This window comes from Nocardioides sp. YR527 (genome assembly GCF_900101045.1).
Lineage (GTDB): Bacteria > Actinomycetota > Actinomycetes > Propionibacteriales > Nocardioidaceae > Nocardioides.
Window position 1 is genome coordinate 321,279 of record NZ_FNFN01000006.1, and the last position, 13,138, is coordinate 334,416.

The window sequence follows — 13,138 nt, forward strand, 5'->3', positions numbered from 1 at the left end:
GATCCTGACAGGTATCTCACAACGACGCGGAGACGGCCCGGTAGCCTGCCCTGCGTGGGAAAGTACCGGAAGTTCCAGGAGGGCAAGCTCGGCTGGCCGTGGACCGTGGCTGTCGGCATCGTGAAGCCTGTCCTTCTCGCCACGACCAAGCACCAGTGGGTCGGCGGCGAGAAGATCCCGGAGAGCGGGGGAGCGGTCTTCGCGATCAACCACGTCTCCGAGATCGACCCGTTCACCGCCGCGCACATCGTGTGGGACTACGGACGTAGGCCGAGCTATCTGGCCAAGGCCGCGTTGTTCAAGGGGCCGCTGGGCAAGTTCCTGCGGGCCGCCCGACAGATCCCCGTGGACCGGACGGCCGGCGCGTCTGCGTTCGACGCGGCCGTGAAGGCCGTCAACGAGGGCAGCATCGTGGTCGTCTACGTCGAGGGGTCCATCACCAAGGACCCGGCCGGCTGGCCGATGCGCGGCAAGTCCGGTGCGGCACGGATCGCGCTCGCCACCGGTGCCCCGGTCTACCCGGTGGGACAGTGGGGAGCCCAGGAGCTGCTCCCGGCGTACTCCCTCAAGCCGCACCTGATCGGTCGCAAGATGATCCAGATGAAGATCGGCGACCCGGTGGAGCTGAAGGATCTCGAGGTCCAGGAACACACGCCGAAGGTCGTCAACGAGGCGACCGACCGGATCATGAAGGCGATCGTCGGCCTGGTGGCCGACATCCGGCAGGAGGAGCCGCCCAGCGAGCTCTTCGACCCGAAGAAGGCCGGTGTGAACGCGACCGGCGACCCCCGCAAGACGAAGAAGAAGGACGACAATTGAGCGAGCGCCAGCGAGTGAACCATGAGCACAACACGCCGCCGCGTCCGTATTCTGGCGCCTGCGCTACGGAGGCAGCGGCGTGAGCGAGCTTGGCAAGGTAGCGGTCTTCGGAGCGGGTTCGTGGGGCACCGCGTTCTCGGTCATCCTCGCCGACGCGGGCAACGACGTGACCATGTGGGCGCGACGTGAGGAGGTCGCGGCGGCGATCAACGACACCCACGAGAACCCCGACTACCACCCGGGCACCGAGCTGCCGCGCAACATCAGCGCCACCCACGACATCGAGAAGGCCGCACACGGCGCCGATCTGGTCGTCCTCGCGGCGCCGTCGCAGACGCTGCGCGCCAACCTCACCGACTGGGCGCCGTTCCTGCCCCAGGACGTACCGCTGGTCTCGCTGATGAAGGGTGTCGAGCTCGGCACCCTCGAGCGGATGAGCGAGGTGATCGCTCATGTCACGGGTGCGGGACCGGAGCGGATCGCGGTGGTCAGCGGCCCCAACCTGTCCAAGGAGATCATCCGTCGCGAGCCCGCCGCCGGTGTGGTGGCGTGCGCCGACGAGGAGGTCGCCAAGGCGATCCAGGCGCGCGTGCACTCGCCCGCGTTCCGTCCCTACACCTCGACCGACGTGGTCGGCTGCGAGATCGGCGGGGCCTACAAGAACGTGGTCGCGATCTCGACCGGGATGGCCGCCGGGATGGGGTTCGGCGACAACACCCAGGCGTCGCTGATCACCCGCGGCCTCGCCGAGACCGCGCGGCTGGCGATGCAGCTCGGCGCCAACCCGATGACCCTCATGGGTCTGGCCGGCCTCGGTGACCTGGCCGCGACCTGCTCCTCGCCGCTGTCTCGCAACCGTACGTTCGGGGAGAAGCTCGGCAAGGGCATGACCACCGCCGACATCCTCGCCTCCAGCCATCAGGTCGCCGAGGGCGCCAAGTCGTCGCACTCGCTGCGCGAGCTGGCCGCGAAGGTCGGGGTGGACGTGCCGCTGGCGCAGTACGTCGACGACGTCGTCTCCGGCGCCAAGACCGTCAGCGAGATCATGGACGAGATGCTCGAGCGGCCGACGAAGGCGGAGACCGAGTAACTCGCCGGTCGAGCCCGCGAGCGCCAGCGAGCGGTGTCGAGACCAACACAGTCGCGAAACGAGCTGTGTTGGTCTCGACACGCCTCCGCCTAGCGGCTCCGGCGGCTCGACCGACGGGCTAAGCCGTGCCGAGGTCCTTCCAGGGGCCCCACTCCTCGGTGCCGGGGGTGTTGCCCTGGGTCCACCACTTGGCCTCCCACAGGTGACCGCCGTAGGTGACGCGGTCACCGGCGACGTACACCGTGCCGGCCGACCATGCGGCCGCGGCCGGCGGGTCCGTCGGCGGATCGGTCGGCGGGTCCGTGGGCTCCTCGGTCGGCGGGTCGGTCGGGTCCGGCTCCTCGACCGGGCCGCCGGTGCCGTTGCGCATCGCGTCGGCGAAGGTGCCGACCAGCTCGCCCTGGCGGTCACCGGACAGCTCCCACCACATGCCTCCGCCGAGGCCCTTGGAGATGGCGTAGGAGGCCTTCTGGGCGATCGTCCGGGTGTTGTCGTAGCTCCACCACTGGTTGCCGTCGTAGCGCCACGCGGCGCCGACCGCGGCGTCGTAGTGGTCGGTGCCGCGGGACTTGAGCTTGTCGTAGTCCTCGTTGCCCGCCTCGTACGTCCCTGGTGCCGCGGCGGTCGCCGGACCCCACGCGTTGGCCGAGCTGGCGCCCTGCCAGCCGCGACCGTACGCGGCCATGCCCAGGCCGAGCTGGGCCGGTGAGATGCCGGCGTCGAGGTACTCGCTGACCGACTCGTCCACGCTGAACCGCTTCCCGTCGGGGCGGGGGTCGGCGGGGTCGGGGTAGAGGTTGCCCTGGTGGCCGGTCAGTGTCGGGTCCCAGGCGCCCCACAGGTCATAGCCCTGGATGTTGCCGAAGTCGAGGGAGTTGAAGATCGCCGGGTCGTTCCAGCCGCCGGCCTCGATGTCTTGCGGGTTGGCCGGGAGGAACGCCGAGAGCTGGTAGTCCTTGCCCGTGGTGGAGCCGAGGGCGTCCAGCTGGGAGCGGAACTCGGCCAGGAGCGCCTTGAAGTTGGCGCGGTCGTTGACCGGGTCGACATGGTTGCCGGTGTTGCCGTTGGGCGAGCCCGGCCACTCCCAGTCGATGTCGAAGCCGTCGAAGACGCCGGCGGCCGCTCCGGCGCCACCGCGGCCGTCGATGACCGGCAGGTTGCCCTTGATGTAGAGGTCGATGCAGGAGGAGACGAACTTGCGTCGCGACTCCGGGGTCGCCGCAGCGAGGGAGAAGTTCTTCGACCAGGTCCAGCCGCCCAGCGAGAGCAGGACCTTCAGGTCGGGGTGCTTCGCCTTGAGCTGCTTGAGCTGGTTGAAGGAGCCGGCCAGCGGCTGGTCCCAGGTGTCGGCGGTGCCGGAGACGGACGCATCCGCGGCGTACGACATCCCGTAGTCGGCGTAGGCATCACCGGCGCCGTCGGAGCCGTTGGGCCCCTCGCCCTGGGCCTTGTTGGCCTCGAAGCAGGTCAGCGTCTGGTGGTGGATGTTGCCGAAGGCGTAGTTGAGGTGGGTGAGGTCGTCCGCGACCCCGGACGTCTCCAGCTGCTTGAGCTTGAAGGCTCGGCCGTAGACGCCCCACTGCACGAAGTAGCCGACGTTGCGGTAGCCGTTGATCGCGGTCGGCTCCGCGGCGGCCGTCTTCAGCGATGCGCTGGACGGAGTGCTGGTGAGGACGAGCGCGCCGGTGAGGGCGAGCGCTCCGGCGAGTGCGCCGATGAGAAGGCCGGCTGTCCGGCGTGGTCTTCGAGAGGGCAGAGCGACATGCATGGTGACACCTCCGAGGTGATGGCTGGCTCGGGCACCAGACGCCCGAATCGCCATTCGATGGTGGCAGTCAGTTTGTTTGTAAGCAACCCTTACTAATTAAGGAATTTCAGAACGTAATTCGAGGTCGGCGGCGAAGTAGTACCTTCGATGGGCCGTCAATCTCTGGGAGACCGCCATGCTCGGACGCCGCTCTGCAGTTGTCGCCACACTGACCGGAGGTGCGCTCGCGCTGGCCACCCTGGTCCCGTACGCCGGGGCTGCCGTCGCCCCGGACGACAGGCTGACGCCACCACCGAAGATGCCCACCGCGGTCGGGTACGACGGCGCGGTGGCGAGCGTCGACGCCGACGCGAGCCGGGTCGGGCTCGAGGTGTTGCGCAAGGGCGGAAACGCGGTCGACGCCGCGGTCGCGACGGCTGCGGCGCTCGGTGTGACCGAGCCCTACTCGGCCGGGCTCGGCGGGGGCGGCTTCTTCGTGCACTACTCCGCGCGCACCGGTGAGGTCGAGACGATCGACGGGCGGGAGAAGGCGCCGGCCGCGATGCCGCACGACGCGTTCATCGACCCCGAGACCGGGAAGGAGTACCCGTTCTTCCCTGACATGGTCACCAGCGGCGCCTCGGTCGGGGTGCCCGGCACCCCGCTGACCTGGGACAAGGCGCTTCGAAAGTGGGGTACGCGCTCGCTCGGCCAGTCGCTCGCGCCGGCCGCGCGGCTGGCCCGTCAGGGGTTCGTCGTCGACGAGACCTTCCGCCAGCAGACAGTCGACAACGCGGAACGTTTCGCAGCGATCGATTCCACCGCGGAACTGTTCCTTCCCGGAGGATCGGCGCCCGAGGTCGGTAGCCGGTTCCGCAACCCCGACCTCGCCGCCACCTACGACCTGCTCGGCCGCAAGGGCGTGAAGGCCTTCTACCGCGGCCCGCTGGCCGCGCAGATCGCCAAGACGGTGGCCGAGCCGCCGAAGACCGACGACACCGACCTGCCGGTTCCGGCCGGCTGGGTGACCACCGAGGACCTAGCCGCCTACACCGCCCCCGATCGCGAGCCGACCCGCTCGACCTACCGGGACCTGGAGGTCTACGGGATGGCGCCGCCGTCCTCGGGAGGCACCTCGGTCGGTGAGGCGCTCAACATCCTGGAGCGCTACGAGCTGGCGGGGATGAGCAATACCGAGGCCTACCACCACCTGCTGGAGGCGAGCGCGATCGCCTTCGCCGACCGGGGCGCCTACCTCGGCGACCCCGACCACGTCGACGTACCCGTCGAGGCACTCCTCGACGACACCTTCGCCGCCGAGCGGGCCTGCGGGATCGACCCCGCGGCGGCCCGGCCGAAGCCGGTGGCCGCCGGGGACGCGTACGACTTCGACGGGGTCTGCGACGGCGCGGCGGGCGCGGGCGAGACGGCGAGGGACACCGAGAACCTCGAGACCACCAACCTGACCGTGGTCGACCGTTGGGGCAACGTCGTCGAATACACCCTGACCATCGAGCAGACCGGCGGATCGGGGATCACCGTGCCCGGCCGCGGCTTCATCCTCAACAACGAGCTGACCGACTTCTCGACGACCTACCGGGCCGACGACCCCAACCGGATCGAGCCAGACAAGCGCCCGCGCAGCTCGATGGCACCCACGATCGTCCTCTCCGAGGGCCGGCCCGTGCTGGCGGTCGGGTCGCCGGGCGGCTCGACGATCATCACCACGGTGCTCCAGATCCTCATCGAGCGGTACGCGCGCGACCGGACCCTGCCCGAGGCGATGGCGGCGCCGCGGGTCTCGCAGCGCAACGGAGCGAGCACGGGTGCCGAGCCGGCGTTCATCGAAGCCTACGGAGGGCCGCTGACATCGCTGGGGCACAGCTTCGCCCCGACCGCCGAGCTCGGCGCGGCCACCGCGATCGAGATCGGCCCCGACGGCCTGCTGACCTCGACCGCCGAGCCGTGGCGACGTGGTGGCGGGTCCGCGTTGGTGGTGAGCCCGGTGACCCCGACGCACTAGCTCCCGATGCGGTCGAGCGCCTGAAGGAGGTCGGCCCAGAGGTCGTCGACGTCCTCGATCCCGACCGACATCCGCACGAGCCCCTCGGGCACCGTCGACGACTCGGTCTTCCAGCGGCGACGGCGCTCGAAGGTGGACTCGACGCCGCCGAGGGAGGTCGCATGGACCCACAGCGAGGTCGAGTGGGTCAGGAGGTCGGCCTGATCCGCGGTCGGCAGGACGGCCGCGAGCATGCCGCCGAACCCGGGGTAGCGGACCTCCGCGACCGCCGGGTGCGCGGCCAGGCGCTCGGCGAGGGTCGCCGCGTTGGCGGCGGAGCGCTCGACGCGCAGGTGCAGCGTACGGAGCCCGCGAAGCGCCAGCCACGCCTCGAACGGTCCGGGGATCGCGCCGAGCAGGTCGCGACGGGCCTTGAGCACGTCCCACAGGGTGTCGTCGGAGACGACGACCGCGCCCATGACGACGTCGGAGTGGCCGGCGATGAACTTGGTGGCCGAGTGGATGACGATGTCCGCGCCGAGCGCGAGCGGCTGCTGGAGCAGGGGAGTGGCGAAGGTGTTGTCGACCACCACCCGCGCCCCGGCCTTGTGTGCCGCGGCGATGACCGCCGGCAGGTCGGCCAGCTGCATTCCGGGGTTGGTCGGCGTCTCGACCCAGACCAGCGCGACCTCGCCGTCGAGCTTCTCGAGCAGCTTCACGACCGCGGCGGTGTCGGAGAAGTCCGCGAGGCGTGCGGTCAGCCGGCCGCGCCCCTCGAGGTCGGCCAGCTGACCGATGGTCCCCAGATAGCTCTGCTCGGTGGCCACGACCACGGAGTCGTTGACCAGGTCGAGCAGCGTCGCGATCGCCGCGAGCCCGGACGCGAACGACAGCGCCCGCCCGCCCTCGAGCTTCCCGAGCGCCTCCTCGAAGGCCACCCACGCGTCGTTGGTGTAGCGCCCGTACTCCTTGTCCCCGCCGGCCACATAGGTCGAGGCCATCGTGATCGGTACGTTGAGCGGCTGGTCGGGCTCGTGGGCCGGCCGCCCGGCGTGGACGGCGATCGTGGCGGGCTTGTGATCCATGTGTTCGACCCTATTGCTCCCTCGACAACTGAGCCCCACGCGCCGCGCGGTTACGGGTCAGGGCATGGTCCCGGATAAGGTTGCGGCCGTGTTGACGACCCTGCTGGATGGACGTGCCTTCGGTGAGAAGCACGGCAAGGATGCTGCCACCGTCGTGGCCCTGCACGGCTGGGCGCGCAACCGCAGTGACTGGGGCTCGACGCTCGAGGGCCTGGACGCGCTCGCGCTCGACCAGCCCGGCTTCGGTGCCACCCCCGCCCCGGACGAGGTCTGGGGGTCCGAGGACTATGCCGCGTGGCTGGCCCAGATCCTCGAGGGTCTCGACCGACCGGTGCTCGTCGGCCACAGCTTCGGTGGCCGAGTGGCCGTCCAGCTCGCCGCCACCCGTCCGGAGCTCGTCCGCGGCATCGTCCTCACCGGCGTGCCGCTGTTCCGTCCGAAGACCGGCGGCAAGCCCAAGCTCGCCTATCGAGTCGGCCGCTGGCTCCACTCCAAGGGGCTGATCCCCGAGGCGAGGATGGAGGCGCTGCGGGAGAAGTACGGATCGACCGACTACCGCAACGCCAAGGGCATCATCCGCGACATCTTCGTGAAGGTCGTCAACGAGTCCTACGGCGACCAGCTGGCGGCGATCCCGAAGGACCTTCCGGTACGCCTGATCTGGGGTGAGAACGACACCGCCGCACCGGTCTGGATGCCCGGTGAGGCCATGGAGATCCTGGGGGACAACGCGACCCTGGAGATCGTGTCCGGCTCGGCGCACCTGCTCGATGCCGGGCTGGTCAAGAGCCTTCGAGGCTCGATCGACGAACTGCGTACGTTTTGAATCTGAGGGGCTGAAGAAGAAGCATGTGGATCGTCCTGGTCACCTCCGCGCTGACCCTGGTCTCCTACTACCGCTGGCTGCGGGTCGCTCAGCGTGAGCACTACGAGCCGATGCGGCTGTTCGCGATCGAGTGGATCTGGATCAAGGCCCGCCCGGTCGAGGCGATCCTGCTCGCCGCGGTGGTCGTGGTCTGTCTGGCCGCGTTCGTGCTGCCCTACGGGGCGCTCGTGGGCGCGCTGCTGTTCATCGGCTGGCCGGCCGGGATGAGCTTCAGCGGCGCCAAGCGGCTGGTGTGGACCGACCGCGTCAAGCGCCTGGCCGGTGTGCTGTTCGTGCTGCACGCGGTCGTCACCGTCATGATCGCGCTGGCGGCGCCGGCCGCCGCCGGCCTGCTCCCGATCCTCGCGGTCCCGCTGGCCGAGGCGGCGCTGGCGATCATGTGGCCGATCGAGAAGTCGATGGCGAAGAAGTGGCAGGTCCAGGCCGCCGCCACGATCAAGAAGGTCAGCCCGAGGATCGTGGCGATCACCGGCTCCTACGGCAAGACCTCGACGAAGAACTACGCCACCCACCTGATGCAGGGCCGCTGGTCGACGCTGGCCTCGCCGGCGAGCTTCAACAACGCGATGGGTCTCTCCCGCGCGGTCAACGACCGCCTCCAGCCCGGCACCGACATCTTCGTGGCCGAGATGGGCACTTACGGTCCCGGCGAGATCGCCGAGCTGACCGAGATCTTCCCGCCCGAGGTCGCCGCCATCACCACGATCGGCGAGGCCCACCTGGAGCGGATGAAGTCGCGCGAGACGATCGTGAAGGCCAAGTCGGAGATCCTGCCGAAGGCCTCGACCGTGGTGCTCAACATCGACGTACCCGAGCTCGCCCTCATCGCCGAGAACCTCCGCGCCAGCAAGCGCGTCATCGCCTGCTCAGCCGTGCCGGGCACCGCCGCCGAGGTCGTGGTCGCCGACGGCCGGCTGACCATCAACAACCAGACGTACGCCGTCGACCTCCCCGACGAGGTCGGCCACCCGATCAACGTCGCGATCGCCGTCGGCCTCGCCCTCGCCGTCGAGGTGCCGATCGAGACGATCACCCAGCGGCTGGCGTCGATCCCCGGTACGCCCCACCGCGCCGAGGCCAACAAGACCCCCGGCGGCGTGTGGGTCGTCGACGACACCTTCAACTCCAACCCGACCGGCGCGGCCGCCGCGCTCGCCAAGGCCAAGCGGCTGGCAGGGGAGTCGGGCACGGTGTGGACCATCACGCCCGGTATGGTCGAGCTGGGCACCGAGCAGGCCGCGCGCAACATCGAGTTCGCGCAGGCTGCCACGGCCTCCGACAAGATGCAGCTGTGCATCGTCGGTCGCACCAACCGAAAAGCGCTGCAGGCGGGGGAGCCTGCGCGAACCACTGCGTTCGAAAGCCGTAAGGCGGCAGCGGATCATGCGCTGACCGCCGCCAAGGAGGGCGACGTGGTGCTGTACGAGAACGACCTCCCCGACCACTACGCGTAGGACCCCCAGGAGCTTTCACCATGAGCGTAACCAAGGCCACCATCGTCTTCGGCGGTCCCAGCGCCGAGCACGACATCAGCATCCTCACCGGCCTCCAGGCCGAGCGGGTCCTCTCCGGGGCCGGCGTCGAGGTGACGTGCCTCTACTGGGCGCGTTCCGACAAGTGGTTCCTGGTGCCCGCCAAGCAGGAGGCGCGCGACTTCATCGGTGGCGAGCCGAAGGGCTCCAAGGCGGTCGAGTTCCGCCTCGGCTCCGAGAAGGGCGACGGGTTCTACACCGTCGGCGGCTTCGGCGGTGGCAAGCGCCTCGAGACCGGCCCGATCCTCTCCGCCTTCCACGGCGGCGCGGGCGAGGCCGGCGGCATCCAGTGGCTCTTCGAGCTGGCCGGCCTCAAGGCCACCGGCGCCACCCCGGCCTCCGCCGCGCTCGGCATGGACAAGCTCGCCTTCGGCGCGGTCATGCTCAACGCCGACCTCCCGTCGCTGCAGCGCGAGCTGCTCTCGCGCTACGCCGCGCCGTCCTTCGAGGGCCCCTACATCGTCAAGCCGCGCTTCGGTGGCTCCTCGATCGGCATCGAGGTCGTCGACGACTACGAGACCGGCCTGGCGCTCCTCAACACCTCACCGCACCTGCGTGCGGGCGCGGTCGTCGAGCCGTACCGCCCCGACCTCTTCGACCTCAACGCCTCGGTCCGCACCGCGCCCGAGGTCGTGGTGAGCGACGTCGAGCGTCCGCTGCGCTCGGACGAGGCGAAGATGTACGACTACTCCGCCAAGTACGTCCACACCGACGGCCTCTCCTCCTCCCCGCGCGAGTTCCCGGCCCAGGTCGAGGAGTCGATCACCAAGCAGATCAAGGACCTCGCCGTACGCGTCGTGGAGCTCACCGGCCTGACCGGCATCCTGCGCATCGACTTCCTCTCCGACGGCAAGGGCGAGGTCTTCATCAACGAGGTCAACTCGATCCCCGGCGCCCTCTCGCTCTACCTGTGGCCCGACACCCCGGCCTCCGAGGTGCTCACCAGCGCCATCGCCGAGGCCGAGAAGCACGTCCCCCAGGTCACCCGGAACTTCGAGGAGGGCGTCGCCCTCAAGGCCGCCGGCGGCATCGCCGGCAAGCTCACCGGCCTCAGCTGAAGCACACCGCTGGTCGAGCCGCGAGCGCTAGCGAGCGTGTCGAGACCAACACGGTCCCATCGGCACTCGATAGGGACTGTGTTGGTCTCGACACGCCTCCGCCTAGCGGCTCCGGCGGCTTGACCAGCGGGTCAGCGTACTAGCGGGCGAGGGCGCGCTTGAGGAGGGCGAGGGTGACCTCGCCCATCGAGGTGCCGTCGTGCTTGGCGGCGAAGGGGAAGACGCTGGTCTCGGTGGCGCCGGGGGTGATGGCGACCTCGAGGACGACGAAGCTGCCGTCGGGGGTAACCATGAAGTCGGTGCGGGAGATGTCGCGCATGCCGAGCAGCTCGTGGGCGCGTACGGCGGTCTCGCCGAGCTCGGCGAGCAGCGAGTCGGGGAGGTCGGGGCGGCCGAAGCCGACGAACTCGGCGGTGTAGCGCGCCGCGAAGTCGAACTCGTGGCCCTTGCTGAAGTCGATGGCGATCGGGGTCAGCGGCTTGACGCCCTCATCCGTCTCGTGGACCACCACGGAGACGTCGATGCCCCCGTAGAAGCGCTCGATGAGCGCCTCGTCGCAGTAGGCGTAGGTCTTGACCAGGGCGGCGGGGAGGGCGGAGAGGCCGTCGACGCCGGTGACGCCGAGCGCCGAGCCGCCGCGCGAGGGCTTGACCACGACCCGCTCACCCAGCCGCGAGATGACGTGCTCCATCAGCACCGGCGCGCCGACGTCGCGGAACGTCGTGGACGACAGCGAGACCGAGTCCGGCACCGGGATGCCGCCGCGGCGCAGGAGCTCGCGGGCGGCCGTCTTGTCGAACGCGACGCGGCAGGAGGTGGAGACGGTGCCGACGTACGGGATCCCGATCAGCTCCAGGAGCGTCTGGATCTCGCCGTCCTCACCGAACTGGCCGTGAAGGGCCGGCAGCGCCACGACCGCCTTGTCGCGCTCGAGGTTGTGCAGCAGCGCCCGGTCGAAGTCGTACGCAGCCACCTCCACGCCCAGCGCCGACAGCTCGCGCACGAGGTTGCGGCCAGAGGCCAGCGACACGTCGCGTTCGTGGCTCAGCCCGCCGGCGATGACGGCGACGGGCCCGGAAAGAGGAGGTGTGCTCATGAGTTCGTTGTAACAGACGGCCGGGTGCAGCCGTAAATCAGATGTGGACGACCGGGCAGGTCAGGGTGCGGGTGATGCCTTCGAGGCTCTGGACCCGCGCCACGACCAGCTTGCCGAGCTCGTCGACGTTGCGGGCCTCGGCGCGGACGATCACGTCGTACGGACCGGTGACGTCCTCAGCCAGGGTCACGCCCTGGATCTTGCCGATCTCGGTGGCGACCTCCGCGGCCTTGCCGACGTCGGTCTGGATGAGGATGTACGCCTGTACGACCATGGTGCTGCTCCTGTTCTCCGTGCCTTCCTTGGCACAACGTCAGGCAAGTAACCTATCGCGTTATCTGTCGATCGACCTACACCGACCCTTGGGATAAGACACGGCGACGCGTGTCCCGGTATCTCCGCGCATCGCGAGGAGGGTTGGATGGAGCCATGGCTTTTCCGAGGGACACGACGCTCGCCGACATCGGTGAGTTCGGGCTGATCACCGAGATGACCAAGCACTTCGCCCAGGGAGAGCAGGTGCTGGTCGGCCCCGGTGACGACGCTGCGCTGGTGCGCGTCAAGCAGGGCCACGTGGTGGTCTCGACCGATCTGCTCGTCGAGGGCCGCCACTTCCGGCGGGACTGGGCCGAGGCGTCCCACATCGGCCACCGGGCGGCGGGCCAGAACCTCGCCGACATCGCCGCGATGGGTGGCGTCGCCCACTCGATGACTCTCGGGCTCGCCCTTCCCGCGGACCTCCCGGCCGAGTGGGCGGTCGACTTCGCCGAGGGATTCGCCGCGGAGTGCGCGCTGGTCGGGGCCTCTGTCGTCGGCGGCGACATCACCGGTGCCGACCAGATCGTGATCTCCGTGACCGCTATCGGCGCGGTCGCCCAGGCACCGGTCCTGCGCTCCGGCGCGGAGCCGGGCGACGTACTCGCGCTGTGTGGACGCCAGGGGTGGGCCGCGGCCGGCCTGGCGATCCTCAAGCGAGGTTTCCGCTCACCACGCGTGCTGGTCGACGCCTACCGCCGCCCGCAACCGCCGTACGCAGCCGGCCCCGCCGCCGCGGCGGCTGGTGCCTCGGCGCTGATCGACGTCTCCGACGGTCTCCTGTCCGAGGCCCGGCACATCGCCGATGCCTCGGAGGTCTCCATCGACGTGCACACCGCCGCGCTGACCGTCCCCGACGAGCTCAACGCGGTCGCCTCGGCCACGGGCGCCGACGCGCTCGCGTTCGTGCTGGGCGGGGGAGAGGACCACTCCCTGCTCGCCGCGTTTCCGCCTGACGTCGAGCTGCCGGACGGGTGGACCGTGATCGGGACGATCGGCGAGCCGGGGGAGGTGCCGGTGACGGTCGACGGGGAGGTGTACGAGGGGGCTACGGGGTGGACGCACTTCTGAGTGGGCAGAGATATCCGTGTCGGGTTCGCTTCTCCGTCTGGCTTGCGTCGGGATTGCGCCGAGTCGGCGCAACCGCACGCCTCGCTCGCTTCGCTTCGCTCCAAGGCGTGCAGTTGCGCCGACTCGGCGCCTTTCATGAGGTAGCAGAAGGGGCCCCGCTACAGCGCTTGCGCGCTGCTGCGGGGCCCCTTCGTGCTACCTCAGCGTGAAACCTTGCCGGCCTTGATGCAGGTCGTGCAGACGTTCATGCGCTTCGGGGTGCCGTTGATGACGGCGCGGACGCGCTGGATGTTGGGGTCGAAGCGGCGCCTGGTCGCCTTCTTGGACCACGGCCGGTTGTTGCCGAAGCCCGGCTTCTTGTCGCAGATGTCGCAGACGGCAGCCACCGTGAACTCCTGAGGTTGAATAGATGATCGAGGACGATTGAATGGTGTCGG

12 protein-coding genes are annotated in these 13,138 nt (G+C 69.7%); 7 read left to right on the plus strand and 5 right to left on the minus strand.

Features of this window, described 5'->3' with window-relative positions; translation table 11 throughout:
• The first annotated feature begins 54 nt into the window (after window positions 1-54).
• Both BLT25_RS19905 and BLT25_RS19910 read left to right on the plus strand, forming a co-directional pair.
• Window positions 55-819: a lysophospholipid acyltransferase family protein gene (locus tag BLT25_RS19905; RefSeq protein WP_091049549.1), complete on the plus strand. Its 765-nt coding sequence runs from the start codon at window positions 55-57 to the stop codon at window positions 817-819.
• A 79-nt stretch (window positions 820-898) separates the two neighbouring features.
• Window positions 899-1,909 (plus strand): NAD(P)H-dependent glycerol-3-phosphate dehydrogenase, encoded by a 1,011-nt coding sequence (locus BLT25_RS19910; protein WP_091049552.1) that lies wholly within the window; start codon window positions 899-901, stop codon window positions 1,907-1,909.
• A 118-nt stretch (window positions 1,910-2,027) separates the two neighbouring features.
• Here BLT25_RS19910 and BLT25_RS19915 read toward each other — a convergent pair whose 3' ends face one another.
• Window positions 2,028-3,677: a glycosyl hydrolase family 18 protein gene (locus BLT25_RS19915; protein WP_091049555.1), complete on the minus strand. Its 1,650-nt coding sequence runs from the start codon at window positions 3,675-3,677 to the stop codon at window positions 2,028-2,030.
• Window positions 3,678-3,852: 175 nt separating this feature from the next.
• Here BLT25_RS19915 and ggt point away from each other — a divergent pair, with 175 nt between their 5' ends.
• Window positions 3,853-5,679: a gamma-glutamyltransferase gene (gene ggt, locus BLT25_RS19920; RefSeq protein ID WP_091049557.1), complete on the plus strand. Its 1,827-nt coding sequence runs from the start codon at window positions 3,853-3,855 to the stop codon at window positions 5,677-5,679.
• Here the strand turns inward: ggt and BLT25_RS19925 are convergent.
• Complete coding sequence (locus BLT25_RS19925) at window positions 5,676-6,743, minus strand: trans-sulfuration enzyme family protein (RefSeq protein WP_091049559.1); 1,068 nt, start codon at window positions 6,741-6,743, stop codon at window positions 5,676-5,678. The two genes, ggt and BLT25_RS19925, sit on opposite strands and share 4 nt — an antisense overlap.
• A gap of 88 nt (window positions 6,744-6,831) precedes the next feature.
• On the opposite strand from BLT25_RS19925, the gene BLT25_RS19930 reads away from it, so the two are divergent.
• Genes BLT25_RS19930 through BLT25_RS19940 form a run of 3 tightly spaced genes read left to right on the plus strand, consistent with a single transcriptional unit; the run spans window position 6,832 to window position 10,219 of the window.
• The gene (locus BLT25_RS19930) at window positions 6,832-7,569 is read left to right on the plus strand and encodes an alpha/beta fold hydrolase (protein WP_176884081.1); all 738 of its coding nucleotides are present in this window, start codon (window positions 6,832-6,834) and stop codon (window positions 7,567-7,569) included.
• 23 nt (window positions 7,570-7,592) lie between these two features.
• On the plus strand, window positions 7,593-9,083 hold the full coding sequence (locus tag BLT25_RS19935) for a Mur ligase family protein (protein WP_091049564.1): 1,491 nt from the start codon (window positions 7,593-7,595) through the stop codon (window positions 9,081-9,083).
• Between the two features lie 20 nt (window positions 9,084-9,103).
• The gene (locus tag BLT25_RS19940; protein WP_091049567.1) at window positions 9,104-10,219 is read left to right on the plus strand and encodes a D-alanine--D-alanine ligase family protein; all 1,116 of its coding nucleotides are present in this window, start codon (window positions 9,104-9,106) and stop codon (window positions 10,217-10,219) included.
• Window positions 10,220-10,358: 139 nt separating this feature from the next.
• Here the strand turns inward: BLT25_RS19940 and BLT25_RS19945 are convergent, their stop codons facing one another.
• A complete protein-coding gene (locus BLT25_RS19945) occupies window positions 10,359-11,315 on the minus strand; it encodes a D-alanine--D-alanine ligase family protein (protein ID WP_091049568.1) in 957 nt (318 codons plus the stop codon).
• A 37-nt stretch (window positions 11,316-11,352) separates the two neighbouring features.
• Window positions 11,353-11,589 (minus strand): Lrp/AsnC family transcriptional regulator, encoded by a 237-nt coding sequence (locus BLT25_RS19950; protein WP_091049571.1) that lies wholly within the window; start codon window positions 11,587-11,589, stop codon window positions 11,353-11,355.
• A gap of 155 nt (window positions 11,590-11,744) precedes the next feature.
• On the opposite strand from BLT25_RS19950, the gene BLT25_RS19955 reads away from it, so the two are divergent.
• Window positions 11,745-12,701 carry a thiamine-phosphate kinase gene (locus tag BLT25_RS19955; protein WP_091049574.1) on the plus strand — a complete coding sequence of 319 codons (957 nt, stop codon included), beginning with the start codon at window positions 11,745-11,747 and terminating at the stop codon, window positions 12,699-12,701.
• 200 nt (window positions 12,702-12,901) lie between these two features.
• Here the strand turns inward: BLT25_RS19955 and rpmB are convergent, their stop codons facing one another.
• Window positions 12,902-13,087, minus strand: coding sequence for a 50S ribosomal protein L28 (gene rpmB / locus BLT25_RS19960; RefSeq protein WP_045550407.1), 186 nt, complete (start codon window positions 13,085-13,087; stop codon window positions 12,902-12,904).
• Between the last annotated feature and the right edge of the window lie 51 nt (window positions 13,088-13,138).

What these genes read in the sequence shown, in the direction of transcription:
- BLT25_RS19915 (WP_091049555.1), bottom strand. Translation starts at nt 3,677, where the DNA reads ATGCATGTCGCTCTGCCCTCTCGAAGACCACGCCGGACAGCCGGCCTT.
- ggt (WP_091049557.1), top strand. Translation starts at nt 3,853, where the DNA reads ATGCTCGGACGCCGCTCTGCAGTTGTCGCCACACTGACCGGAGGTGCG.
- BLT25_RS19925 (WP_091049559.1), bottom strand. Translation starts at nt 6,743, where the DNA reads ATGGATCACAAGCCCGCCACGATCGCCGTCCACGCCGGGCGGCCGGCC.
- BLT25_RS19935 (WP_091049564.1), top strand. Translation starts at nt 7,593, where the DNA reads ATGTGGATCGTCCTGGTCACCTCCGCGCTGACCCTGGTCTCCTACTAC.
- BLT25_RS19940 (WP_091049567.1), top strand. Translation starts at nt 9,104, where the DNA reads ATGAGCGTAACCAAGGCCACCATCGTCTTCGGCGGTCCCAGCGCCGAG.
- BLT25_RS19945 (WP_091049568.1), bottom strand. Translation starts at nt 11,315, where the DNA reads ATGAGCACACCTCCTCTTTCCGGGCCCGTCGCCGTCATCGCCGGCGGG.
- BLT25_RS19950 (WP_091049571.1), bottom strand. Translation starts at nt 11,589, where the DNA reads ATGGTCGTACAGGCGTACATCCTCATCCAGACCGACGTCGGCAAGGCC.
- BLT25_RS19955 (WP_091049574.1), top strand. Translation starts at nt 11,745, where the DNA reads ATGGCTTTTCCGAGGGACACGACGCTCGCCGACATCGGTGAGTTCGGG.